Source organism: Natronogracilivirga saccharolytica (assembly GCF_017921895.1).
In the GTDB taxonomy this organism is placed as follows: Bacteria; Bacteroidota; Rhodothermia; order Balneolales; family Natronogracilivirgulaceae; genus Natronogracilivirga; species Natronogracilivirga saccharolytica.
This window is the reverse complement of record NZ_JAFIDN010000001.1, coordinates 416,218-439,668: the sequence shown is the minus strand read 5'-3', so window position 1 is coordinate 439,668 and position 23,451 is coordinate 416,218. Positions and strand designations below refer to the sequence as shown.

Here is a 23,451-nt window from a genome sequence, read left to right as displayed (position 1 = left end):
TTGACGGAAAAAGAAAAGGGAATGTTGTGACGGAACGGGCGGTTATAATCGATGATAGATGTCATTAAACGAAAAAAACTGTCGGGGTGTACATATGCCTTTATCTGCCGGAGACCGGGCGCCTGAATTCACATTATCTGATCATCAGGGCCGGAACACATCCCTCACGGAACTGCTGAAAAACGGTCCGCTCGTGCTTTTCTTTTATCCCAAAGACGACTCGCCCGGATGCACCAGGCAAGCCTGTTCGTTCCGGGATAACTACGAGACCTTGCTGTCGCGCGGTGTCTCCGTTGCCGGAATCAGCAAAGATTCCGGGGAGGATCACAAGTCATTTATTGAAAAACACCAGCTGCCGTATCCCCTTCTGGTGGATACGGACGGGAGCATTCACGAAAATTATGGTTGCCAGACGCTTTTCGGAATGCTGACCAGGCGGATTACCTATCTGATCGATACCGATCGCACCATTCTGCTGGCACACGAAGATAATTTTCGCATGGGAAGCCATGTGGAGGCTGTAATCGGGGCACTGAGCTTAAAAGCGGAAAAACAGAAGGCTGATTAGTCTGCGGATCCGGGCCATCCGGGTGATCCCGTTTATCCCGGCATCACGGCCGCGAAATATATTCCGGAGACATACCTGCTCAGGTGTTCAGAAGCTCATCTTTCTCCTGCATTCTCGGGCTAGCCTTGAAAAAGGCAAAAACGATGCTGATGAGTACGTAGATGCCAAATCTGGGCGCACTGAGAAACACCTCGTTCTCTGTATGAAAGCTGTAGAGCCATTCAAACAGGAAGTGCGCAGCGCAGACACCGCCAAGAAACCACAGTATTGAGTAAATAATATTTGTCATACGGCCGGATAGATCATCCGCGTGGCGCCAGGGTCAGCCCAGTTCCAGCGGACCGGATTCGTCATCCCCTTCGTACCACTTGAGTTCAATTTCCAGTTTATGCCGCAAGCCTTTTTTGGGCTTTTGCTCATGCTCAAACTCGACATCCAGCATGACGTTGGCAGGCAATTCCACATTTACCTCATCAGTTCCTTGTTTCAGCAGGACATTGCCTTTCTCCACCTTGTCGGCAAGCTGGCGCAGAAAATCTGCGGCTTCGGCAAGGGATCGCCGCTCCTTTTTCTTGAAAAGCTGCACTTCACGAGTCATAATATTCCGTATTTAGGGTTGAAAAGTTGTAACCGGATAATCAGGTTAAACGTTAATTACGCACGTAAAAATATACAAATCGGGATATTCTGCAACAGATTTAATCACATAGTAGCGGAAGGCATACAAATGTGTAACTTTCGGCAAGATCGTGCGTCATACGGTTGAATGATACATAACTCTTGATGACACGATCAGGCCGTCAACCCGCATATCGCAGAGTTTAACAGATGAAGTCGAACGACTTGCCGGATCCCGAGATAATCAACCGCATTCTCGACGGGGAAAAGGAACTGTATCGTGTGATCATTCAACGATACACCACATTGGTATTGCATGTGGTCAGAAGGTATGAAACAGATACTCAGCAGTCTGAAGAAATGGCACATGATGTTTTCCTGAAAGTGTACGAGCGTCTCGGTCAGTTCAGAGGTAATGCTGCTTTTTCCTCCTGGATTTACCGGCTTGCCCATAATCATTGCCTGGATCAGACCCGGCGCAATAAGTATCGGCAAACGATATACACTGAAATGCCGGATCATAACACAAAAGACATGGAGGACCTTTCGGCCTCTGCTGATAAAGCGATACTCGCAGAAGACACTTCGGCCATTTTGGAATGGGCCATGGGAAAAATAAGTGATAAGTACATTGTGCCCCTTCTAATGAAATACCGGGACGGATTTTCATATGATGAAATATCCCGTGATCTGAAGGTGCCGGTTGGAGCATTGAAAGTAAGAGTGCATCGGGCCAGAAAAGAACTTAAAAACTATCTGGAGCAGGTGATATGACTATAAACAAAGATGAATTGCTGAGGCGTTTTCTTGATGGGGAGCTCTCTGAGTCCGAAGAGCAGAAGGCACTGCATGTCATTGCCGACGATCCCGAACTCAGGCAGATACTGAAATTTGATCTGCATTTGCGGCAGAACCTTTCACGTGAACCGCAAAGCAGCAAATTTGTGCAACATGATATTAATTCTGCCGACAGTCCCGGTTTTAACCCGGAAAATCTTGAAAACCGAGTGATGCATTCCCTGAAACTTCATGAAAAATCAGGCGAGAGCATAGCATCTGAACAGGTGAATATGCCGGGAAAAAGCCGGAAACGGACCGTACTAAACAGGTTGACTGAGACAATCAGAAGCTTGTGGCAGCCCAGAGAAGTCCTCTGGCGCCCGGTATGGTCTGTGGGAGTTGCGGTCTTCTTATTGCTGATACTCGTTTTGAGTCCGGTCATGATTATGTCTCTGATGGAACAGGAGCCCCAAAGAGCCCCGGACATGCCCGTCCGTCAAATTGTCGAACAAACCACAGATCAGGTGATGATGCGTTTTGTTTATGTCGACAGAGAAGCCGAATCCGTAGCCGTTGCCGGTGATTTCAGCGACTGGGAGCCGATACAACTGAACCGGCAAAATATTAATGGTGATGTAGCATGGACGGGCATTATTCCGTTGCCTCGTGGAGAACATCGTTACATGTTTATAAAAGACGGAGAGGATTGGGCTACCGATCCCCTCGCTAACCGGTTTGTTGACGATGGATTTGGCAATAAAAATGCAGTAATCAGTCTATGATCGGAAAACTGCTGACAACCATGATACTCGCAGCAATTATACTTGGATGGAACAAAGCCTCCGCTCAGCGCGTCGAGTCCAACATTAGTCTCTCAGCAACCGGAGGATATGCGACAAATTCATACCTCGTATCAGGGATGCCCCTCTGGGACCGCAGATACAAAAGCCTCTATTCTGCTCTTTCTCCCAGTGGGTCACTTCGCATTCGGGGTCGTGACCGAAGCCTCTCACTTTACGGCGGAGGAAACTTGTTGCAGTTTACTGATGACAGAGAAGCCTGGTTAGGTGGCAATGTGGCGGCAACGTATCGTGAGCAGGTATACTCAACGCTTTCATTGCAGGCAACCGGCGGATTTGATGGAATTTCTGCTGATTACAACAGAAATATGAGGTGGCTTCAAACGGGGGTACGGTGGCTTATAAGTCCGTTTTTACAAGTGGATGCGTCTGTCGGAACCGGACGCTGGTCGGTCAGTGATTTCGGAGATGATAACAGTGATGTATCAGATCGGTTCAGCATCATATCATCAGGTCTTGAATACTGGCCGGACTTTCGCTGGCGTATTCAAGCCAGGTTTTCAACTGCAATCGACAATATCACAAATCTGAATGATGGATTTACAGGAACAGTTACCGTATCCAGATTTCTGTATCGGGGTACAGTAGTGACGTTACGTTCCGGACTTGAGCATTATTCTTCCGAATATGCGGCAGGTATTGTAACAGAGGCTCAGTCCTTGCCGGAAGCAGGAGTGACCAATCACTCTGAAATGACACGAGCCCATCAGCAGGTCTTTTCCGGAGACATACTTGAGACTGCAGATGAAACTGGTGAAGAAGTTATCAGACTCGATGATCAGTTTTACAGGACGATGCTGCAGGTATCGCATCCGCTGAGCAGTCGTGTAACACTGACCGGAACGGTATCCGGACTGTTATGGACCAGCAGTCAGGACGATCGCATTGTACCCGATTTTCAGGTTTCCGCAGGGGTTCGGGTTCCTTTTTCAGTTAATGTCAGAAGAAAAGGGGACCTGAAATCCGTGAGATGGAAATCGACAGAACCGGGCAGTGCCGTTATTTCTGTCAGGTACAGCGAACAGGCAGATCTGTATATCACCGGCAATTTTAATGACTGGGAGGAACCCGGCGAACCACTGATCAAATCCGGACGTAATGAATATCGTGCGGAGCTGGATATGCAGATTGGAGCGCATGAATTTAAAATCGGGAAAAAAGATAATGGCAGTCTGGAATGGCTTGAGCTTCCAGATAATGCTGAAACCGTGAGTGACGGATTTGGTGGTCGCAACGGCAGGGTTTTTATCGATGAATGAGCGAAGAAGACTATGAAAAATCAGATCAGAACAGAATATTATGACTCAGAAAGCCAACAAACTGATCGGAAAAGAGCCGAAGGTAATATATCGGAGCTCTCTGCTCATCCAATGAATGAAAAATGGAATGTAATACAGGCTGACGTGCGATCCTTTAATCTCAAAAACAGATATATCTCAGAACGAATGTTTGGAAAATTTGATTTGCAAAGGGTATTCGCTGCATTGGTTGTGCTGTTCCTTGTTTTGGTCAGTGGCACGCATGCTCGCGGTGCAGATGAATATCGTCAGATGCTGCAGCGAGGAGTTGAAGCGGGTATGGATGCAGATGGGCTGGAAACGGTGATCTCACGGGCGCGGGATCGGCAGATTGGTCCGGAGCAGCTTGACCAACTTCTCACTCCGGCAATTTCGCTCGCTGAAGCTGATCTGCCTTATCATAGTGTACTCCAGAAAGCCATGGAAGGTATGGCAAAGCGAGTTCCGCCAGATAACATCCGAAATGTTCTCAACCAGATGACCGAGGGACTGAATCGATCGGCAACAATCATAGATGACTGGATGCAGCAGGAAAGGGTCAGATCATCTGTTATATCTGCTCTTGGTGACAGGGATGAGCAGATTGTTATCAGGCAGCTTCGTAATCAGCTTTTGGAAAACACATCATACGCGTTGCAGCAGGATATTGGGGAGGATGCCATCAGGAACTTTCTGAGTCATGTCATTAGTGAAAATGTCATCGACCAAAGCGGTCTGTCTTCCGTAGCTTCTGCTGTTCGCGCTTTTCCGGATTTGCCCACCTCAAGAGACGATCCGGCATCGAGCAACATAATTCTGATTCGGGCATTGAAATCAGGCTTCAGTGCCGGAGAAATTCAGCAGCTGCCTGATGCCCTCCGGTCGGCGAAATTTCGGAGTGAAATGCCGGCAGAACACATTGCAAGAGGTATGAACAGACAAATGGAAGAAGGTGTACCCAGTGAGCATATCCTGAAAAATCTGTTTCAGGGAAATGTAAGAGGAGGCCCGCCCGGTTTTGCACCACCCGGTTTGGGAGGAGATGGTGATGAGGGCAGAGGCAGAGGGCGGGACCGAAGACCTGATGAGCCGCCCGGCGGACCACCTGACGATCCGCCCGGCGGACCTCCGGATTCACCGTAGTATATAACGGTACCTGACATGATAGATTACGCAATTCTATGAAATTACCAGGCATTGCATTGAAAATTGCTGTAGTAATAGTAATTCAAGATGAAGAGGGATTTAAATGCAATTCTTTTTGTAACCAGTTTCTTTTTCATGCGTCATACGAATAACCCAAATATTTAGTAGTTGTTTTAATCAGATACATAAACAAAGAGGTGTACCATGGAACGACAGAAAGTAGCAACGAATCGTCCGGCAGTATTTACAACCATGTCGATGGCTTTGATGCTGTTTTTATTCACAGGATGTGATCAGTGGATCGGTTCTTCATCCGACGGTTCGGGCACGATGGAGGTCATACTTCATGACAATCCCGGTGACTATGAGGAGCTCTGGATAGACGTTCAGCGAGTGGAGGTTAACAATCAGGAGGATGAAGAGTCCGGATGGGTTGTGATCAATGAGCCGCAGGAACGCTATAATTTGCTCGAACTTGTAAATGGCGCCCAGGAAGTGCTGGGTGAAGCGGAGCTGGAAGAAGGAACCTACCGCCAGATTCGCCTGATTCTTGGTGATGACAATGAACTGGTGGTAAATGGAGAAAGCTATCCGCTTCAGACACCGTCAGCGCAGCAGTCAGGACTGAAGCTGAATATTGATGCACAAATTACAGCCGGTATTACTTATACGGTGTATCTGGACTTCGATGCCTCCCGGTCCATAGTCAAAAAAGGACAATCTCAGGGGCCGTATCCTTACCTGCTCAAGCCGGTCATCCGGGCTTACACTCAGGCAGAGACCGGCATCATAAGCGGGGCTGTTGAACCTGCAGAAGCCGATCCCTGGATATATGCCATTGCCGGTGAAGATACCGTAGCCTCTACCCGCGGCGAAGAGAATACCGGTGAGTTTATGCTTATGGGACTGCCTGAAGATGTTTACACTGTTGCTGTAGATCCTGCCAGTGAAGATTTCAGCGAAGCACTTATCGAGGATGTGGAAGTGTTTGCCGGTGAAGAAACGGATCTTGGCACGATTGAACTTGAGCCGGCAGAATAGGCATTCCGGCAAGGATCATCGATAACAGCTGCAGGTTGCAGATGCATACTGAAAATGGTCTGATACCATAACTGAAGCAGCTTGCAGCGCAGCATATTTACAGCCGAAGGGCGCATATTTTATTTGTGCGTTCTTGGGCTTTTTTTATTAATCAGCCTGTTAAATTTTTCTGCAGCACGAAGATACAAGGGGTCACACAACTCAGGCAACAACGGTCCGCAGAACTCCGGAACCTCCCGCCGGCTGTAATACCCGGGGAGATGCTCCGTCAGGTATCGGGCTCCGCCTTCCGGATCCGCAGCACCATATACAACTCGGCCGATGCGATGGAGGATGAGGCTGCCAAAGCACATGACACAGGGTTCAAGTGTGGTATAGCACGTCATCTGTCTGCTTTTGGGCCAGAGATGCACCGGGACATTGCGAAGTGCCTCCATTTCAGCATGGCGTCCCGGATGAAAATCAGGATTTTGTACCGCATTTTTCCCCTCGCTGATAATCTTGCCTTCAAATGTGATCAGAGCTCCGACGGGTATATTCCCGCTATCTTCAGCCTCACGGGCAATTTTTGCGGCTTTTTTGAGGAATTCAATATCCATCTTTGGAAAAATCTGAAATTTCTTACAGAAGGAAATCAATATAATTGCACATTCAAAAGAATTTCATTAATCTTTAGGTCGCTATGTGTATTTAGCAGTTACAGCAACATCAGTTGTAATGAACAGATATATATAGCATTTACATGATACAACAAATAATGTTAAAGGTATAAATATGTCAGAAGAACGAGAAACCGGCGTTGTCAAATGGTTTAATGGTGGAAAAGGATTTGGATTTATCAGCCGGGATAGTGGCGATGATATCTTCGTGCACTTCAGCGAAATCAATGAAGATGGTTTCAAGACACTGGACGAAGGCCAGAAAGTTGAATTCACTGTTGATGAAGGGGAAAAAGGATTATACGCAAAAGAAGTAACCAAGATTTAGTATAGTCCGGAAACAAACTTTCAAAAGGGTTGGAAAGAGTTAAACCTTTCCGGCCCTTTTTATGATTACCGGTCGGTTTGCACCAGATACCGGCCGATATTCAAGGGAGTGAGAGACCTGAAGTTTTTTTGGGGTGGAAGTGTTGCGTTTTCAAAACATCAGAAAAACCCGGCGACTCAGTCTGAACTGTGAGGTGCCGGGGTAACGAGACTGCGGAAAACCAAAAGAAGGGCAATAATTCCGGATACCATCATATATTGGCCCAGCTCTGCAAACCGGCCTTGCCGGATCGATTTGGATATCAAAAATCTGAGCAGTTGCAAATGCGATCGAAGCCGCAGCCACAGGCCAGAGGACCGCTCCAGATTGGGCTCAACCCGGTCGAGAAAATTTCTCCCGGGTACCCAAAAATGATCGTAACGCGGAAAAACGGAGATCGCAGTGCTCATCAGAAAAAGCTGAAAGTCCAGCCAGGCCATATTGACCGAGCTGTTAACAGCTTTGGCAGAAGGATCGATAATATAAATTGTTCTGGTTTCGCTGTTCAGCAGAATATTCCTGAGATGTAAATCACCGTGCAGGGCATACGTGCCTTCTGTTGTGTGCGATTGATCCAGTATATACGCAAACCAGTCGGAAACGGCTTTTGTAAGGTCCAGCATCTCTTTGTAATGAAGTCTGAATTGAACAGAAACCGCATCTGCGCGTGGCATTGATGCGGCAGCGTTATCCGTTTCCACAGGTGAGGGTACCAGCACGGTCACCTGATAACCATTTCCGAATGTGAGTTCCCCGGGCGTGAATTGTTCAAGCCTTTTTGCCACAGCAATACAGTCGTGCATCTCGTGATCACTGCGGTATTTTTTGAGAACCTGCCTTTCCCCGAAGATGAGGGTATCCGGTCGTGTAGTTTCGGTCATCTTGTGCTCAGCTGTCGGGATCCTGGGACCGGACAGTCAGATTTAAATTGCCGTTATTCAGGTGATAATACAAGATCGAACGAAACCTTCATATCATCCCTGGCACGGATGGCACCAAGCAATGCGGTTGGCGTTTCAACATCGAAGTCTGACATTTTCATCTCATGACTTCCGGTGATCCTGATTCTTTCATCGTCTGTAGCCTGCAAGGTGCCCTTCACTTCAATATTTCTGCTTATACCGGCAACCGTCAGGATACCTTCGGCCAGTGTTTCGTAAGCGCCGTTGGTGGACGTGAAATTATTCATGGATGTCAGTTCGAAAGTGATTTCGGGATATTCGTCTGCTTTCAGGTACTCGTGGATACTGCCGGTTTCACGACTGTTTCCTGAATCGATCGTTTCCACAGGCATAGTCACCGTAAAATGACTGAATACCGGAAGCTCACGCTCATTTTTGCCGGACCTGATGTCATAATCTGATATGACGACCCTGGCGCTCCAGCTTCGAATGTTGGTCCGGCCGCTGATTTCCATTTCTGACTCATCTTCGATCAACCGGTAGATATCATTTGAAAATCCCGGACCCGGCAGGGTAAAAAGGATATTGCCACCGATAAATGCCGTCAGAATCAGAAAAATGCGAAGTGAGTTTGATGTTCGTGACATGATATTTAGTCGGTAAGGATGGTTACCATGTCCCCGTCACGGGAAACGTCGTATTCGGTCAGATCCCGGTTGGCCGGTCCCTGAACCACCGTACCGTCGTTTTCGAATCGGGATCCATGACAGTTGCAGGTGAAGTGCTGATTGTCATACTCCCATTCATCCCGGCAGCCATCATGGGGACAGACATCAGAAAAAGCCCGGATCAAATCACCATCAACATTTACAACCAGCAGGCCGGCCGTGGCAACTCTCAAAAAACCACCTTCATTTTGAAGTGACTCAAGTGTTTCATCACTGATGTCCAGAACAACGGTACCGTTTTCTATAGTTACAGCATCGGTGTCTTCGTCATCAACATCATTGTTGGAGTCAGTAACATCGCATGATGCCAGGCTGATACCCAAAGCTGCAAACAAACTTGCGGAACCGGCCGTTTTGAGGAATTGCTTTCTGCTGATTGAATTATTATTGGTTGCTTCAGGTTTTTCCATGACACAGACATGTTTTTATTAAGGGTATGTTGTTAAAAAGCAGTAATATAAACAACGAAATAATGTGTAGATCGGTTCCTGTAGATATAAGTTCGATACTTTCGTGATAAAACCTGATGATACTATGACCGGAGTGGCTGTGAGATACGTGTTTTTTGCTGTGATCTTTGTCCTTGTTCATCCGCATTCGGAAGCATCAGCGGTGACAGGAGAAAAGCTTGATGAGAATATTTTCTGGGCCAATACCAATGTGGTTCTGCCAACCGTATACCGCGCCGATGCCGGCACCATGAGATTATCCGTCAAGCACACCTTTGGGCATGTGGACGGTGGCATTGACCGGTTTTTCGGTCTTGACGATGGCGCCAATACCCGTCTGGGGCTGGAGTATGGATTCACGGACCGTTTTTCAGCAGGACTGGGACGGATGACATTCCGGAATGTGGTGGATCTTCATGCGAAATATACCCTGTTTACACAATCCCGGTTATCCGCGTTTCCATTTGAGACGGCCTTATTTGTATCATCTGGTATTGATACGCGTTCGGGGCAGGGCCTGGAATTCAGTGACCGGCTTTCCTATCTCACCAGCCTGATGATAGCCCGGTCACTTGGCGATTTCAGGTTTCAGCTTTCTCCCATGTTTGCCCATTATAATTTCATCACCGGAGGCCGGGAGTCACAGCTTTTTGGATTGGGGATTTCAGCGAAATATCTGATAACATCCGATGCGGGGATCAGCGGTGAATTCGCTCCTGTTTTGGGGAGCCGGAATTCAAATACGAGCAATGCCCTGAGCATAGGCCTTCATTTTGAAACCGAGCAGCTGACATATCAAGTGTATCTTGCAGCATCGCAGTGGCATAACGCACAGTTCATCATGTCCGAGAACAACGACCGCTTCTGGGAAGGAGACATACGAATTGGATTCAACATTAACCGGAAACTGTTCAGCAGGTAGGATCGCTGAAAATAAAGTGTGCGAAAGATATAAATTTAATTCGTCGTTCAGGCCCTGGTTTGAACGAAAACCGGGCATACACTCTGGTCACTACGTGCCCCGGATAAAGAAATGCAAGTCTAATATGTTGCTATGAATAACTTTAGTGGTACCGCCGGCCGGGCTCGAACCGGCACGGGAGTTTAAGCTCCCATTGGATTTTAAGTCCAACGTGTCTACCAATTCCACCACGGCGGCACATTGTTGATCAAAACTTTCAAACTACAAAAAATAACGCTGTTCTGAATTATCTACAACGCAATATTTGCGTTAGTTAATATTAATAAAATTTAATATAATCCGCTGCAAGGTATCATCTGCAGTTTAAAAGTCTGAATTTTATCATCGGCATACGTGTGACAGGCGGAATCCGATGATATCGGATGATTCAGAATGCAGGATCTTTTGCCGATAACATCTTAAACAGGCACTAACGTGAGTGAAAATGGGATTCCCCGTTCCGCGAATCCCGTCTGCACTCGCCACTGTGTGATTCCCTTATTAAGTTCTATCTGGCATCATTGACAATTATTAAAAGCCAAACATTGCAGCAAACCGGTTAATTCATCTGCAAAAGCAATTATGTGCACAAACAGACCGATTAAAGAGGATCTTGAAAGAATTCTCAATAAGGCAGAAATTGGATGCTGGGTGCTGGACCTGTCTACCAATCAGGTCAATTTGTCACATGTAATCAAAAATTTGCAGGGACTGCCACCCGGTTACAATCCCGACCTGGAATCATCTCTTACTCTTTTTTACGATGAACTTCACAGGAATTTGCTGCGTGAAGCTATTGAAACGGCGGTGAAGGAAGGAACAGACTTTGATCTGGAACTGAAAATCCGGACTGCCGGGCCAAGCAGACGCTGGGTCAGGGTAACGGGAGAGCCGGTATTTGAAGACGGTTCTTGCAGCCGGATCATTGGAAGTACCCAAATTATTGACAAGCAAAAAAGAGTTGAGCACAATCTGGCCCGAAGCGAAAAACGATTCAAGTCGCTGGTCCAAAACGGAACCGACCTCATAGCGGTACTGGATGAACAATTGCATTTTTCTTACGTCAGTCCGTCCGTTAAAAAAATTTTGAACCTGACCTCTGACTCACTTTTGCATCAGAATGCATTTGAGCGGCTGCACCAGGATGACCGTGATGCGGTGAAGGACTCTGTTAATTCGATTGCCCCTTTCTCCCGGTTGACTCTGGAACCATATCGTTACAAGGACGGAGACGGAAACTGGAGATGGATTCAAAGTACGGTAACAAATTTGTGCCGGGATCCCGATGTCAGTGGCTTCGTGATTAACTCCAGGGATGTTACCGGTGAGAAAAATGAAAAAGAGCGCCTGAAGCTGCTGGAATCGGTTATCACTCATACCACCGAGGCGGTTGTTATCGTGGAGGCCAGTCCTTCGACGCATCCGGACCGCAAAATTTTGTATGTAAATGATGCCTATTGTGAAATTACCGGATACAAACGGGATGAAGTGATTGGCAATACAGCTAATCTGCTTCACGGACCGGAAACCGATACCGAAGAGCTTCAAAAACTTCTGAATGCAATGAAGGCATGGCGTCCGGCCAAAGTGGAATTGATAAATTACAGGAAAAACGGCGAACCTTTCTGGATGCATGTTTCTGTTGTTCCTGTTACCAATGAGCATGGAGAGTACACTCACTGGATATCCATCGAGAGGGATGTAACCGAGAGAAAGAAATATCAGCAAGAGCTTCTGGCTTCACTGAAGGAAAAGGAAACGCTCCTGGCGGAAGTGCATCACCGTGTAATGAACAATCTGGCTGTCATATCCGGCATGCTGCATTTGCAGGCAACAGAACAGGATAATGATGAACTGTCTTTGAAGCTTCTGGACAGTGTTGCGCGCATAAAAACCATCGCAACGATTCATGAGCAGGTCTACCGGAATGAGACGCTGAGTGCTGTAAACCTTGCAAAAAGTATCAGAAAGCTGAGCTCGGACCTTGTAGCTGTGCTGAATCCGGATAGTGACATCCGGTTTCAATACGACTGCGATGATATTCATGTGAACATCAATCAGGCGGTTCCGTTTTCTCTTGTCGTGAATGAAATCATTACAAATGCCATAAAGCATGCCTTTGAGGGAAGGGAGAGAGGAAGTATTCATTGTGTGCTGAAACGGGATGGCAATATGGCCGAACTTAAGATAAAGGATGACGGAGTCGGTCTGAGCACCGGGTTTGAGCAATCTTCCGGGGTCTCGTTTCAGGAATCCGTCGTTGAAATGGATCAGGAGCGGGATACCCGGCAGGCAACAGGATGCGGACTCGGTTTACAGATTGTCTCGGCCTTGTCAAAACAGCTGCGGGGCTCTTTCAGGCTGAGAAGCAACGGGTCCGGAGCTGCCTTTTGTTTTGAATTCCCGCTGGAACGTTAGTACCGGCTTGCTTATTCCGAAATACAGAAAAGCGCACAGTTCTGCCCGCAGCACAGGCGATCAGCTACATGCAAATTTAACATAATATTTGTATGCTGGGAATAGTACGAGGTATATGCATACGCTCAAAATTGCAGAAGACGTTACCCCCTTGGAACGTTTTACCTGCGTGCAGCGTGTTTTTAATTGTAAGCATCGGGAAACAAACGACATAGCGTAATGATCCCGGAAATTTTATCCGAACCGATCAAAATCATCCGAAATTGTAAAGGCAACTGCCTTTTTGCAGTACATTTGTAAATGCCGACACAGAACTTAAATATTGTCGATAACATCGAAAATCTTCAGCTTGACCCTGCTCAGCAGGTTGAGTTGAATACGCTGCTCAATGAGTGCCATGAGTATCTGGATTCCTGCGATGATGATCTGATCATCAAAGCCTTCAAGCTTTCTTTTTTTTCCCATGAAGGCATTACCAGGGCATCCGGAGAGCCGTATTATCTTCATCCGCTGGAAGTTGCCCGGATACTGATCAAGGAGATCGGCATGGATGATGTCTCTGTAGCTGCGGCTCTGCTGCATGATACGGTGGAGGATACCAGTGTCTCGCTTGATGACATCCGGAAGGAATTTGGTCCTGTTGTTGCGCATTTGATTGACGGCATGACGAAGATTTCCGGTGTCTTCAAAAACAAAGGTGTAAAGCAGGCAGAGACGTTCATGAAGATGCTGCTTTCAATGGCGGAAGATCTGCGGGTGGTGCTGATCAAATTTGCCGATCGTCTCCACAACATGCGTACCATCCAGCATTTGCCGAGAAAGAAACAGCTCAGCATTGCCACCGAAACGATGGAGCTGTTTGCCCCTCTTGCTCACCGTTTCGGTATTTACAACATCAAAAGCGAGCTGGAGGATCTGAGTTTCAGGGCTCTTGATCCCACAGGGTATAAATTCATAGCCAGGAAGCTTCGTGAGAAAAAAGATGCGCGGGAAGCATTCATCGCACGGTTCATGGAGCCGGTGGAGGAGCAGCTTGAGAATGCCGGTTTCCGGTTTGAGATAAAAGGACGTCCCAAGCATATCTATTCGATATACCGTAAGATGACCCGGCAGCAGAAGCCGTTTGAGGAAATCTATGATCTGTTTGCCGTCCGTATCATTCTGAACGAACCTCACACCAAGGAAGATTGCTGGCGGGTGTATTCCTTCATCACCGATTACTACACGCCGATACCGGAGCGCTTCCGTGATTTTATATCGGTACCCAAAGCCAACGGGTATCAGTCGCTGCATACCACCGTAATTACCAATACCGGACAAAAGGTCGAGGTACAGATCCGGACTGAAAAAATGGATGAAATCGCCGAAAAGGGTTTTGCCGCCCACTGGCGATACAAAGAGGGACCCAGAAAGGAACAGGATATCAACAGGTTTGTTGACTGGGTGCGGGATGTGCTCGACAATCCGCGTCCCGATGCGGCCACCGAGTTCGTCGAAGATTTTCAGCTGAATCTGTACACCGATGAAATTTATGTGTTTTCTCCCAAAGGGGAGCTGATTACGCTTCCCAAGGGAGCGACGCCCATCGATTTCGCATTTGAAATACACAGTGAGATCGGTGAGCGTGCCCTTGCCGCCAAAGTAAACGGCAAAATCGTGCCGTTGCGCCAGAAACTCAAAAGCGGCGATCAGGTTGAAATCATAACCGGAAAGCAGATCAATCTGAATCCGGACTGGATCAACGATGTCGTCACACACAAAGCCCGTGCACGGCTCAGGCAGTTTATCAAGCAGAAAGAGCGAAAAGTTGCCGAGGACGGGCGGCATCAGTGGAATAAAAAAGCGGCACGTGCCGGTATTGAAATATCCGATCAGGAACTGGCCAAAATAGCGTCCAAGCTTAAATACTCCTCCCTGCAAAAGCTGTTTTTCGATATCGGTTCCGGGGTTTTTGATGTCAACCGACTGACCAAAGCAGTAAAAAGCTACGTCAGCAAGGGGCGACTGGATGAAGAGAAGGAGCAGGAACCCGGAGAGGAGCTGCAGACATCGGATCATTATAAAATTGCCTACGATGTCTCCAATCCCCAGGGACCCAGTGAAGGTTTGATTCTGAACGGTCAGGTTACGGATGTAAAATACTCGTTTGCCCGGTGCTGCAATCCCATCCCCGGAGATGATATAGTGGGCTTCATCAGCCGGGAAGGGGACATAAAAATCCACCGGGTAAGCTGCAAGAATACACGGCATCTCATTAAAACCGACGGAGAACGTATTGTCGATGTCTCCTGGGCCCGCAGCAGCGGATCACAGTTTATGGCTGCTATACGTGTGATCGGTGAAGACCGGGTCGGACTGGTCAGCGATATTTCAAGTCTGATTTCGAAAACGCTGAAAACCAACATGAAGAGTATCAATGTGACCAGCGACAGCGGGATGTTTGAGGGCACGCTCATTATCATGGTTGAAGGAATCAACCATCTTGAAAAAGTGCTGGCTCAATTGCAGAAGATTGATGGAATTAAAGAGGTATACAGGTATGAATAGTTAATTTAGATATGATATACGTATTTACTTAATTGTTCGTTATTTGTATATTAAACCTATATTAAACAAAATATTACATTTTAAATAGAATCTCGCTCAGTACTTCATTCACCGGTTTAAATAGAATTATTTCTGTTGTCGCATGATCATACCAGTCCCGATTTCCGGTGTATTCGAGGTGATTTATTATTAAACCGATAACCATAACCATATATTAGTGATGACATACACAAAAAGAGACATCGTACGTCGCATATCCGAGAAAAAAAATGTACCCATGGTACAGGTTGAGCCCTGGGTTGATGCCGTGATTGAGTCCATTCGAGACACCATGATGGAAGCCAATCCGACCTGCCGGATTGAAATCCGTGATTTCGGTGTATTTGAAGTTAAGGTGACCAAGGCTAAGCCGAAGGCCCGCAATCCGAAGACCAACGAAGTCATCTATGTTCCCGAGCATAGAAAAACGCATTTCAAACCCAGCAAGCTGCTGAAAGAATTTCTGCGTCAGCCGCTGGAAAAAGAAGAAGTGGAAGAAGCATAAAACGAACTCAGGTTGACTAATGCAGCGAATTATTGGTGTTGATGTCGGCCTGAAACGAGTTGGTATTGCCCAGTCGGACAAAACCGGAATTCTGGCCAGTCCGCTGGGCACTTTTACTTATAACGAGGCGCTACTTCAGATAGAAAAACTATGTAATGCAGGGGAAGTGCGGCTCGTTTTGATCGGGTGGCCGCTCACCCTCCGGGGAGAGGAAAAGGATTCAGTTGACATGGTCCGTAAATTCATCGCCCGCCTGGAAAAAAAGACCGGATCCGCTCCCATCCAAACCATGGATGAGCGTTTTACTTCAACTATCGCCCAGCAATCCATCCGTGACTCCGGTGCCGGCCGCAAAAAAAGGCAAAGAAAAGATTTGGTTGATTCCACAGCTGCCACTATACTTCTTCAGAATTATCTCGACGCCCAGTAAGAAGATCAGAAATGGCCATTTTACCCATCGTTACGTACGACGATCCAGTACTGAGAAATCCTGCAGAACCGGTTGAATCCAATACCCCGGAGCTCCAGACGTTCATCGACGACCTGTTTGAGACCATGTATGAGGCCAGCGGTGTGGGACTCGCCGCCCCGCAGGTCGGCAGATCACTCCGGATTTTTGTTGTTGATGCTGATGCTATAACCGAAGCCGAGGGAGAGGGCACGTATGGCCCGCGCGTATACATCAATCCGGAAATCGTATCCGATCAGGATTATTTGTGGGATGCCGAAGAAGGCTGCCTCAGTATCCCGGATGTCAGGGAAAAAGTGACCCGGCCTGATTCGATCCGCATTCGTTATCTTGACCGGGATTTTTATGCGCATGAGGAAGAGCATCAGGGTTGGTTTGCCAGAGTGCTTCAGCATGAATATGATCACCTGCGGGGTGTGCTGTTTATTGACTACCTCGGTGCATTCCGCAAACGGCTGATCAGAAACAAACTCAATGAGATCAAATCAGGAAACGTGGACACGGAATATTCATTGGTGCCCAAAAAATCCATCCCGAAATGACAGTGAGGCCACTCGACATCGTGTTTATGGGGAATCCCGATTTTGCAGTTCCCTCGCTGGAGAGGCTTGCAGGCAGTCATCATAACATCTCAGCTGTTGTAACCGGGAGAGACAAGCGGAGGGGCCGCAGAGGAAAACCGGAACCATCTCCCGTCAAGAGTAAAGCGCTGGATCTGTCGCTGCGTGTCATCGAATCGGATGATGTCCGGACCGAAGCGTTTGCTGCCCAAATCAATCAGCTGCAGCCCGATCTGCTTGTGGTAGTCGCATTCAAATTACTGCCCCCCAATGTGCTTGCTATTCCTTCAAAGGGATCGCTGAACCTTCATGCGTCATTGCTGCCAAAATACCGTGGCGCGGCGCCTATCCACCGGGCGCTTATTAACGGAGAGCGGGAAACAGGCTGTACGGTATTTTTGCTTGATGAAGGCATGGATACCGGTGCAATACTCGGCCTGCAAAAAACGGCAGTGGACTTTCTGGAAACCACCGGAGATGTGTATGACAGGCTGAAAGTCATGGGGGCTGGTCTGTTGCTGCGTACCATTGATGAGATAGCTGAAGGAAAACATCGTCCGCAGCAGCAAAGTGATAAAAGCGCATCAAAAGCGCCCAAAATATCTGTTGAAGAAGCCGAAATTGATTTTAACCGGGACGGTTTTGCCGTACATAATCTGATCCGCGGTATGAGTCCGTTCCCCGGCGCATGGACAACATGTGATGGTAAAAAGCTGAAAATCACACGCTCGGAGCCGGCCCCGGAAATACGGTTGCAACCGGGTCAGGCAGAGTTGATAAGCGGAGAGGCTTTTGCCGGGTGCGGCAACGGGAGTGTCAAACTGACTGAGGTGCGTCCGGAAGGAAAGAAAGTCATGAGCGGTGCCGATTTCCTGCGGGGTGCAGGCGGCTCAGCAATACTTGGAAGGTGACATCGTTTACCGGAAGCTGATAAAAAAAGAGTTGCAAGATTGAGAACAACTCCGCATAATTGCAGGGAAATGTTTACCCTATAAAACTTTTATCAAAATCATGGAAACTTCTCCTCTCATAGAAGCGTGCAAATCAGGTGATCTTCAGGAAATCAAAGCGAGCCTGAAGGATGGTGCTGATATAAATGCCGTTTCTGCGACCGGATCAACGCCTTTGATTTATGCTGCCCAGAACAATCAGCTTGAAGCTGTTGAGCTGCTCCTGAAAAAAGGCGCCAGTGTAAATGAAAAGAACAAAATTGGGGGCACAGCACTTAACAGGGCAGCTGAAAACGGCAATATCAAAATGATGAAGCTGCTTTTTGACAACGGTGCAGAAATAGGCCCGCTTGCACTGATTCTTGCTTCGAGGGAAGGACAGCTTGATGCCGTCAAATTACTGATTGAGAAGGGCGCTGATGTCAATGCCACCCAGCACTGGGGGCAGACCGCTTTGATGTTTGCCGCAAAAGAGGGAAATCTGGAAATTGTTCGTTTTCTGATTTCCAGCGGTGCCGATGTGAAAATAAAAGACAAAAACGGGTATACGGCCCTTAATCATGCCGTTGAAAACGAGCAGTCGGATGTTGCTGTGGTGCTTCGGAGTGCCGGAGCCACTGAGAGCAGGGCAAAAAAAAGGCAGTCACCGCCACCGCCACTGAATGACGATGACGACGATGATGACAATGGCGATGATTCCGATGAGGTAGATCTTGGCAGTGACGATGATGATATTGCCGATGAAGACCAGAGCGAAAAATAAAAAGCCTGATTGACGCTTCTTCATTTTCGTGTCATAAATGACACGTACATTCACTATCACATCAGCCCGGCTTCAGAAAATGACCTGGTGAAAGCCCGCTGCAATGCGCACATTCCGGTGTAATGAGCAGCTCGCCGGAATACCGTGCAAACTTGAAAAAGGGCTGAAATAATGGTACCTTTAGGCGGTTTGAAAACAAGCTTTATCTCAAAATTTGCCCGATTTTTTTATGTGCCGGGGCAAATCAACAATTATTGACTACTAACTAAAAAAGGACTTGTACTATGTCAAGAATAAAAGTAGGAATTAACGGATTTGGACGGATCGGACGGTTGGTTACCCGTGCTATCCTTGCCAACTACAATGACAAGATTCAGGTAGTTGCGGTAAACGACCTGACAGATGCCAAAACCCTGGCTCATCTCTTCAAATATGACTCGATTCAGGGTAAATTTGACGGTGAGGTTCGCGCTGAAGGCGACAGCCTGGTTATCAACGGAGAGAAAATCAAAGTAACAGCAGAAAAAGATCCGTCAAACCTCTCCTGGGGAAAGGATGGTGTCCGCACTGTTGTTGAGAGCACCGGTATTTTCACCCACAGTGACGGTGCCTCCAAGCACCTGCAGGCGGGCGCTGAAAAAGTGGTTATCTCAGCTCCGGCAAAAGGCGATGTGAAGACGATTGTTATTGGCGTTAATGATGATGAAATCAGTGATGATGTGAATATCTATTCCAACGCCAGCTGCACAACCAACTGCCTTGCGCCGATGGTAAAGGTTCTTGATGATGCCTTTGGTGTTGAAAAAGGATTCATGACCACCATCCACGCCTACACCGGAGACCAGCCCACTGTCGACAGCCCGCACAAAGATCTTCGCAGAGCCCGTGCCGCTGCTATCAACATTGTGCCGACTTCCACAGGTGCAGCCAAAGCTGTAGGACTGGTACTTCCTCACCTGAATGGCAAGCTTGACGGCGGTGCCATGCGCGTACCCGTTGCTACCGGCTCGCTGACCGACTTCACTGCTACGGTCAAGAAGGAGACTACACTTGAAGAAGTGACAGCAGCCTTCAAAAAAGCAGCCGAAGGTGAAATGAAGGGTATTCTTGAGTTTACCGATGAGCCCATCGTATCTTCCGACATCATCGGCAACCCGCATTCAACCATTTACGATTCCGATATTACCAAAGTAGATGGCAAGATGGTGAAGGTTGTTGGCTGGTATGATAACGAAGCCGGCTATTCAGAAAGAACAGCTGATCTGATTGTCCGGATCGGATAAAATGATATGCAACAACTGCTGCACTGTCCGTTGTAACAATGCGGATAGTCAGTAGTTGGTTATTTACTTTGAGTCCGGCAACCTTTATTTTCGGTTTCCGGATTTTCGGGATGTAGCGCAGTCCGGTAGCGCGCCTCGTTCGGGACGAGGAGGTCGCAGGTTCAAATCCTGTCATCCCGACCACTCAAACCGGAGTCCGCTGACACGTTTCAGGTCAGGGCTCCGGCTTCTTTTTTGGAACCGTTTTGTGCACTGCTGATACCTTTATCGCTGGGCAGTGAGATCACAAATGTAGAGCCTTCCCCTGGTTTGCTTCGACCCGAGAGTGATCCCCCGTGGCGCCGGATCATCTCAACACACATAACCAGTCCCAGGCCGGTACCCGCCTCTCTTTGGGTTCCTTTTGTGCTGACCGTCTTCTCCTTTGAAAGTATCTGGTCCAGTGTGTGCTGTTCTACACCCACACCGTTGTCTGAAACTGTGATTTCCGTACCTGATGTGCTTTGCTCAGCTTCAACAGTTACTTCCCCGCCGGAGTCTGTAAATTTGACGGCGTTGCTGAGCAGGTTCCGGAGTACTGTCTGAAGCATGTGTTTATCCGCAAAAACCATAATGTCATCGGCGATATTATGGCTGATGGTGATATTTTTGCTTTCAGAAAGACTCTGAAGCAATTCGAGGGTTTCATTTACAAGGTCAGCAAGCCTCAGTGTATCCGGATCAAAACTCATTTTTCCGCTTTGAAGAGTAACCCATTCAAGAAGCTGTGTCAAAAGGTTCACAGCCCGGTTGGATGAAGTTACAATCTGGTCAATCATGCCCGTTTTTTCTTCATCGGATAATTCCCCGAACTCATCCCGCAGCATACTGGCATAACCCACTATGCCCTGAAACGGCGACCGAAGGTCGTGGGAAATGATCTTGATCAGCCGCTCCTTGGTGAAATTGCTCTCTTTCAACTGTCTTTCAATCTTGCGGCGCTGTGCGATTTCCTTTTCCAGACGATCCACCGTTTTAGTGAGATGCTCGGTGCGCTCTCTTACAGAGTTGGCAAGATCCTTGTTTCGCTTCTTCAGCTCCCTGGACCGCCAGTTGATGAATCCGACCACCATAAAAAACAGTACGACAACATAAGCTGCAATCATATAGTTGTGCATCCACCAGGGTGGGGGGATGTAAAAACTCAGCTGAAGCGGCTCTGTCCAGTCGGTTGAATTGCGTGATGCCCTGACTTCAAACGTATACCAGCCCGATCCGTAAAATGATCGTGAAAATACAGATTGATTGGTGGGTTCAGACCAGGATTCACCTGTTTCCTTCAGGCGTGTCTGGTAATAAATGTCTTCGGAAGGGTAATCATACGTGGTAAAGGCAAATGTCATATGACTGACATCATGATCCAGTTCACGCTCTTCAGCGGTGTGAAAAACATCGTCGTGAACACGCCAGTAGCGCAGCTGCACCGGAGAGGCATTTGTTGAAAAAGTCCCCCCGTTGTAATAACTCACGCCGACATTGGTACCCATCCATAAAAAATCGTCCTGGTCCAGATAGGCGGCACCGTGGCTGAAACTGGTTGACATCAGTCCGTTGACGGTTGAGAACGTACGGATGACTTGTTGTGCGGGATCGCAGAAATCTTCAGAATATATCCAGTGCAGGTTTTGATTGGTTCCAACCCAGGTTATTTCGCCGCTGTTTTTAATCCACCGGGTGCTTTCACCCGCAAATGTCGTGCAGAAATGATGCTCAGCTACCGTGTCATGCGGTTCGGAGTGCGGAGCAGTATCCAGGTGATAGAGTCCCTCGGTAGAGCCTAACCAAAGCTGATTATCAACTCCGGGGTGGATGTAGGTGAAATAGGTATCCGGATCAGGCTCCACATAGTAATCATCCCAGTCGATACTGATAAACTCTTCATTTCCTGGATCGAAGTAAGCAAGAAACCGCGATGTTCCTGATACCCAGACGGTGTTGTCCTCAGTGAGTGTAATTCCGGAAAGTGACTCGCTGATGCCGTCATCGGGGCCAAAAACCCTGAGTGAGTCATGAAGTGAATCATAGCGGTACAGCAGTCCCGAATTGTCAACCATCCAGTACAGATTGTTGTCCTGCAAAACTGCCAATTCCACATCCATAACCGGATCCAGTTCGGCTATTATCGACGCCTCAAGGGAATGCACGTTAATATTGTGGATGATATTTCGTGAAAAGACGATCAGATTACTGTTGCCCGGTTCGTAATGCAGCGTTTTGACAAATTCGTTTTCAAGGTAATCGAGCTGCTGAAGATTTTCTTCCCCCGCCTCTCTGAAATAAATGCCACCATGTGTTGCCACCCAGAGGTTGCCGAGCTTGTCATTCACCACATCAGTAACATATCGTCTGGGCAGTCCTTTTTCTTTGCCTACATTGGCAAAGGGAAAAACGGGCAGCATGTTGATTCCATGATCCGTGCTGACCCAGATGTTGTTACTGCGATCAATGTGCACATGCTTTATGTAGTTTGAAAAAAAATCGCGTGTTGGTTTTACGGCGTGGCTTTCTTTATCCATGGTAAACAGGCCTTCCCCGTTTCCACCGATGAACAAATGGTCGCTGTTCCGGGGCTTTACGACATCAACATCAATGCCGCTGCTCTGCTCAATCCACTGTGATCTGATAACCTTTGCGGACTCGTAGTCCCAATCCATCTTGTAAATACCATCGTCACTGGCGACCCAGAATCGCTGCAAGCCATCCTCCGGTATTACACCTGAGATTTCTATATCCAGAAGGCTCTCAGAAAGCCCGGTATCAGGAATTTTCCGGACATAATCAGCTCCGTTTTCGATCAGCAAAAGTCCGTTAGCCGTAGACGGGATGAGTATGTTGCCTTTTTTGTCTTTATAAAAAGTGTAGGACCGGACGAAGTTGGTTTGAAATTCCGGTTCAAAATCGAAGGATAATGGCTCGATGGAGTGATCTTCATTGATACGATATATCCGGTTTTGTCCGGCCATCAGAATGGTGCCGTCATTAATTTCAATCAGCCTGCGTATTCTTTTGTCATTGTCATCAGGATCGAATGGAAGGGTCGTGAAAGAATAGGGTATGGGTTTGTCATCGTCCAGCTTTGCAAATGCAGGTCCGCTGTCGGTAGCGACCCATAGTGTATTGTCGCTGGACACGAGTGTTTGCTTGACATATCTGTCAGGAAGACCGTGAGGAATGGATCGGTTATGGAACTCGTAGCCGTCATAAAAGGATAGTCCGTCATCTGTGGCTATGGCCAGCGCGCCGGATGGCAGCTCCGAGATTTGTTTGATGAACGAAGAAGGCAAGCCATCATCTGTAGTCAGCTCGAGATGGTAATCAAACGCAGATAATGGCGATGAACCATAAGCCATTATGATAATCAGCCACAAAGTTGCTGAGGCGTATTTAGGCAACATTGCGGGATGTATGGCGCAACGATTATTCAATTCGAAGTAATATTGTCAGGCTTGAAAATAATTTATCCGGACAGGACAGACTGCCCATTGTAATATAGAGAAATTCCACTATAAACAGAATATACAT

At 47.6% G+C, this 23,451-nt stretch carries 23 protein-coding genes and 2 tRNA genes; 17 read left to right on the top strand and 8 right to left on the bottom strand.

What is annotated here, in order from left to right; all coding sequences use genetic code 11:
* Positions 1 to 94: 94 nt before the first annotated feature.
* Positions 95 to 568 carry a peroxiredoxin gene (locus tag NATSA_RS01815; protein WP_210509842.1) on the top strand — a complete coding sequence of 158 codons (474 nt, stop codon included), beginning with the start codon at positions 95 to 97 and terminating at the stop codon, positions 566 to 568.
* 79 nt (positions 569 to 647) lie between these two features.
* Here NATSA_RS01815 and NATSA_RS01810 read toward each other — a convergent pair whose 3' ends face one another.
* Both NATSA_RS01810 and NATSA_RS01805 read right to left on the bottom strand, forming a co-directional pair.
* Positions 648 to 857 (bottom strand): hypothetical protein, encoded by a 210-nt coding sequence (locus NATSA_RS01810; protein ID WP_210509839.1) that lies wholly within the window; start codon positions 855 to 857, stop codon positions 648 to 650.
* Between the two features lie 33 nt (positions 858 to 890).
* Positions 891 to 1,166 (bottom strand): amphi-Trp domain-containing protein, encoded by a 276-nt coding sequence (locus tag NATSA_RS01805; RefSeq protein ID WP_210509837.1) that lies wholly within the window; start codon positions 1,164 to 1,166, stop codon positions 891 to 893.
* 230 nt (positions 1,167 to 1,396) lie between these two features.
* On the opposite strand from NATSA_RS01805, the gene NATSA_RS01800 reads away from it, so the two are divergent.
* The 5 genes from NATSA_RS01800 (at position 1,397) to NATSA_RS01780 (ending at position 6,290) form a co-directional block, all read left to right on the top strand.
* Complete coding sequence (locus NATSA_RS01800; RefSeq protein ID WP_210509834.1) at positions 1,397 to 1,960, top strand: RNA polymerase sigma factor; 564 nt, start codon at positions 1,397 to 1,399, stop codon at positions 1,958 to 1,960.
* Positions 1,957 to 2,748, top strand: coding sequence for a glycogen-binding domain-containing protein (locus NATSA_RS01795; protein ID WP_210509831.1), 792 nt, complete (start codon positions 1,957 to 1,959; stop codon positions 2,746 to 2,748). The genes NATSA_RS01800 and NATSA_RS01795 overlap by 4 nt, the downstream gene beginning before the upstream one ends.
* Complete coding sequence (locus tag NATSA_RS01790; protein WP_210509829.1) at positions 2,745 to 4,085, top strand: glycogen-binding domain-containing protein; 1,341 nt, start codon at positions 2,745 to 2,747, stop codon at positions 4,083 to 4,085. Before NATSA_RS01795 ends, NATSA_RS01790 begins: the two co-directional genes overlap by 4 nt.
* Before the next feature lie 186 nt (positions 4,086 to 4,271).
* Entirely contained in the window at positions 4,272 to 5,246 is a 975-nt protein-coding gene (locus NATSA_RS01785; protein WP_210509828.1) for a hypothetical protein, read from the top strand.
* A gap of 207 nt (positions 5,247 to 5,453) precedes the next feature.
* Positions 5,454 to 6,290, top strand: coding sequence for a DUF4382 domain-containing protein (locus NATSA_RS01780; RefSeq protein ID WP_210509827.1), 837 nt, complete (start codon positions 5,454 to 5,456; stop codon positions 6,288 to 6,290).
* 119 nt (positions 6,291 to 6,409) lie between these two features.
* Here the strand turns inward: NATSA_RS01780 and NATSA_RS01775 are convergent, their stop codons facing one another.
* Entirely contained in the window at positions 6,410 to 6,889 is a 480-nt protein-coding gene (locus NATSA_RS01775; protein ID WP_210509825.1) for a nucleoside deaminase, read from the bottom strand.
* Between the two features lie 175 nt (positions 6,890 to 7,064).
* On the opposite strand from NATSA_RS01775, the gene NATSA_RS01770 reads away from it, so the two are divergent.
* Complete coding sequence (locus tag NATSA_RS01770; RefSeq protein WP_210509823.1) at positions 7,065 to 7,277, top strand: cold-shock protein; 213 nt, start codon at positions 7,065 to 7,067, stop codon at positions 7,275 to 7,277.
* A gap of 176 nt (positions 7,278 to 7,453) precedes the next feature.
* Here the strand turns inward: NATSA_RS01770 and NATSA_RS01765 are convergent, their stop codons facing one another.
* From NATSA_RS01765 to NATSA_RS01755, 3 genes are read right to left on the bottom strand one after another with little or no spacing between them, the layout of a single operon-like run.
* On the bottom strand, positions 7,454 to 8,197 hold the full coding sequence (locus tag NATSA_RS01765) for a hypothetical protein (protein ID WP_210509822.1): 744 nt from the start codon (positions 8,195 to 8,197) through the stop codon (positions 7,454 to 7,456).
* Positions 8,198 to 8,250: 53 nt separating this feature from the next.
* Complete coding sequence (locus NATSA_RS01760) at positions 8,251 to 8,865, bottom strand: YceI family protein (protein ID WP_210509818.1); 615 nt, start codon at positions 8,863 to 8,865, stop codon at positions 8,251 to 8,253.
* A 5-nt stretch (positions 8,866 to 8,870) separates the two neighbouring features.
* Complete coding sequence (locus tag NATSA_RS01755; RefSeq protein ID WP_210509817.1) at positions 8,871 to 9,356, bottom strand: QcrA and Rieske domain-containing protein; 486 nt, start codon at positions 9,354 to 9,356, stop codon at positions 8,871 to 8,873.
* A gap of 124 nt (positions 9,357 to 9,480) precedes the next feature.
* On the opposite strand from NATSA_RS01755, the gene NATSA_RS01750 reads away from it, so the two are divergent.
* On the top strand, positions 9,481 to 10,317 hold the full coding sequence (locus NATSA_RS01750; protein WP_210509814.1) for a DUF5777 family beta-barrel protein: 837 nt from the start codon (positions 9,481 to 9,483) through the stop codon (positions 10,315 to 10,317).
* Positions 10,318 to 10,463: 146 nt separating this feature from the next.
* Here the strand turns inward: NATSA_RS01750 and NATSA_RS01745 are convergent.
* Positions 10,464 to 10,554 (bottom strand) — tRNA-Leu (locus tag NATSA_RS01745).
* Positions 10,555 to 10,938: 384 nt separating this feature from the next.
* Here NATSA_RS01745 and NATSA_RS01740 point away from each other — a divergent pair.
* The 9 genes from NATSA_RS01740 (at position 10,939) to NATSA_RS01700 (ending at position 20,073) form a co-directional block, all read left to right on the top strand.
* On the top strand, positions 10,939 to 12,774 hold the full coding sequence (locus tag NATSA_RS01740) for a PAS domain-containing sensor histidine kinase (protein WP_210509813.1): 1,836 nt from the start codon (positions 10,939 to 10,941) through the stop codon (positions 12,772 to 12,774).
* A gap of 300 nt (positions 12,775 to 13,074) precedes the next feature.
* Positions 13,075 to 15,321 (top strand): RelA/SpoT family protein, encoded by a 2,247-nt coding sequence (locus NATSA_RS01735; protein ID WP_210509812.1) that lies wholly within the window; start codon positions 13,075 to 13,077, stop codon positions 15,319 to 15,321.
* Positions 15,322 to 15,541: 220 nt separating this feature from the next.
* A complete protein-coding gene (locus tag NATSA_RS01730; RefSeq protein ID WP_210509811.1) occupies positions 15,542 to 15,865 on the top strand; it encodes an HU family DNA-binding protein in 324 nt (107 codons plus the stop codon).
* A gap of 19 nt (positions 15,866 to 15,884) precedes the next feature.
* A complete protein-coding gene (gene ruvX, locus NATSA_RS01725; RefSeq protein ID WP_210509809.1) occupies positions 15,885 to 16,295 on the top strand; it encodes a Holliday junction resolvase RuvX in 411 nt (136 codons plus the stop codon).
* A gap of 11 nt (positions 16,296 to 16,306) precedes the next feature.
* A complete protein-coding gene (gene def / locus NATSA_RS01720) occupies positions 16,307 to 16,876 on the top strand; it encodes a peptide deformylase (protein ID WP_210509807.1) in 570 nt (189 codons plus the stop codon).
* Complete coding sequence (gene fmt, locus NATSA_RS01715) at positions 16,873 to 17,805, top strand: methionyl-tRNA formyltransferase (RefSeq protein ID WP_210509806.1); 933 nt, start codon at positions 16,873 to 16,875, stop codon at positions 17,803 to 17,805. Before def ends, fmt begins: the two co-directional genes overlap by 4 nt.
* Positions 17,806 to 17,905: 100 nt before the next feature.
* Positions 17,906 to 18,607 carry an ankyrin repeat domain-containing protein gene (locus tag NATSA_RS01710; protein ID WP_210509804.1) on the top strand — a complete coding sequence of 234 codons (702 nt, stop codon included), beginning with the start codon at positions 17,906 to 17,908 and terminating at the stop codon, positions 18,605 to 18,607.
* 284 nt (positions 18,608 to 18,891) lie between these two features.
* Positions 18,892 to 19,890, top strand: a complete 999-nt coding sequence (gap, locus tag NATSA_RS01705) for a type I glyceraldehyde-3-phosphate dehydrogenase (RefSeq protein ID WP_210509801.1) — start codon at positions 18,892 to 18,894, stop codon at positions 19,888 to 19,890.
* Between the two features lie 106 nt (positions 19,891 to 19,996).
* Positions 19,997 to 20,073 (top strand) — tRNA-Pro (locus NATSA_RS01700).
* Between the two features lie 26 nt (positions 20,074 to 20,099).
* Here the strand turns inward: NATSA_RS01700 and NATSA_RS01695 are convergent.
* Entirely contained in the window at positions 20,100 to 23,324 is a 3,225-nt protein-coding gene (locus NATSA_RS01695) for a sensor histidine kinase (RefSeq protein WP_210509798.1), read from the bottom strand.
* Positions 23,325 to 23,451 lie beyond the last annotated feature (127 nt).

Coding starts and splice junctions, on each gene's coding strand:
- NATSA_RS01815 (WP_210509842.1), top strand. CDS start 95: ATGCCTTTATCTGCCGGAGACCGGGCGCCTGAATTCACATTATCTGAT.
- NATSA_RS01810 (WP_210509839.1), bottom strand. CDS start 857: ATGACAAATATTATTTACTCAATACTGTGGTTTCTTGGCGGTGTCTGC.
- NATSA_RS01805 (WP_210509837.1), bottom strand. CDS start 1,166: ATGACTCGTGAAGTGCAGCTTTTCAAGAAAAAGGAGCGGCGATCCCTT.
- NATSA_RS01800 (WP_210509834.1), top strand. CDS start 1,397: ATGAAGTCGAACGACTTGCCGGATCCCGAGATAATCAACCGCATTCTC.
- NATSA_RS01795 (WP_210509831.1), top strand. CDS start 1,957: ATGACTATAAACAAAGATGAATTGCTGAGGCGTTTTCTTGATGGGGAG.
- NATSA_RS01790 (WP_210509829.1), top strand. CDS start 2,745: ATGATCGGAAAACTGCTGACAACCATGATACTCGCAGCAATTATACTT.
- NATSA_RS01785 (WP_210509828.1), top strand. CDS start 4,272: ATGTTTGGAAAATTTGATTTGCAAAGGGTATTCGCTGCATTGGTTGTG.
- NATSA_RS01780 (WP_210509827.1), top strand. CDS start 5,454: ATGGAACGACAGAAAGTAGCAACGAATCGTCCGGCAGTATTTACAACC.
- NATSA_RS01775 (WP_210509825.1), bottom strand. CDS start 6,889: ATGGATATTGAATTCCTCAAAAAAGCCGCAAAAATTGCCCGTGAGGCT.
- NATSA_RS01770 (WP_210509823.1), top strand. CDS start 7,065: ATGTCAGAAGAACGAGAAACCGGCGTTGTCAAATGGTTTAATGGTGGA.
- NATSA_RS01765 (WP_210509822.1), bottom strand. CDS start 8,197: ATGACCGAAACTACACGACCGGATACCCTCATCTTCGGGGAAAGGCAG.
- NATSA_RS01760 (WP_210509818.1), bottom strand. CDS start 8,865: ATGTCACGAACATCAAACTCACTTCGCATTTTTCTGATTCTGACGGCA.
- NATSA_RS01755 (WP_210509817.1), bottom strand. CDS start 9,356: ATGGAAAAACCTGAAGCAACCAATAATAATTCAATCAGCAGAAAGCAA.
- NATSA_RS01750 (WP_210509814.1), top strand. CDS start 9,481: ATGACCGGAGTGGCTGTGAGATACGTGTTTTTTGCTGTGATCTTTGTC.
- NATSA_RS01740 (WP_210509813.1), top strand. CDS start 10,939: ATGTGCACAAACAGACCGATTAAAGAGGATCTTGAAAGAATTCTCAAT.
- NATSA_RS01735 (WP_210509812.1), top strand. CDS start 13,075: ATGCCGACACAGAACTTAAATATTGTCGATAACATCGAAAATCTTCAG.
- NATSA_RS01730 (WP_210509811.1), top strand. CDS start 15,542: ATGACATACACAAAAAGAGACATCGTACGTCGCATATCCGAGAAAAAA.
- ruvX (WP_210509809.1), top strand. CDS start 15,885: ATGCAGCGAATTATTGGTGTTGATGTCGGCCTGAAACGAGTTGGTATT.
- def (WP_210509807.1), top strand. CDS start 16,307: ATGGCCATTTTACCCATCGTTACGTACGACGATCCAGTACTGAGAAAT.
- fmt (WP_210509806.1), top strand. CDS start 16,873: ATGACAGTGAGGCCACTCGACATCGTGTTTATGGGGAATCCCGATTTT.
- NATSA_RS01710 (WP_210509804.1), top strand. CDS start 17,906: ATGGAAACTTCTCCTCTCATAGAAGCGTGCAAATCAGGTGATCTTCAG.
- gap (WP_210509801.1), top strand. CDS start 18,892: ATGTCAAGAATAAAAGTAGGAATTAACGGATTTGGACGGATCGGACGG.
- NATSA_RS01695 (WP_210509798.1), bottom strand. CDS start 23,324: ATGTTGCCTAAATACGCCTCAGCAACTTTGTGGCTGATTATCATAATG.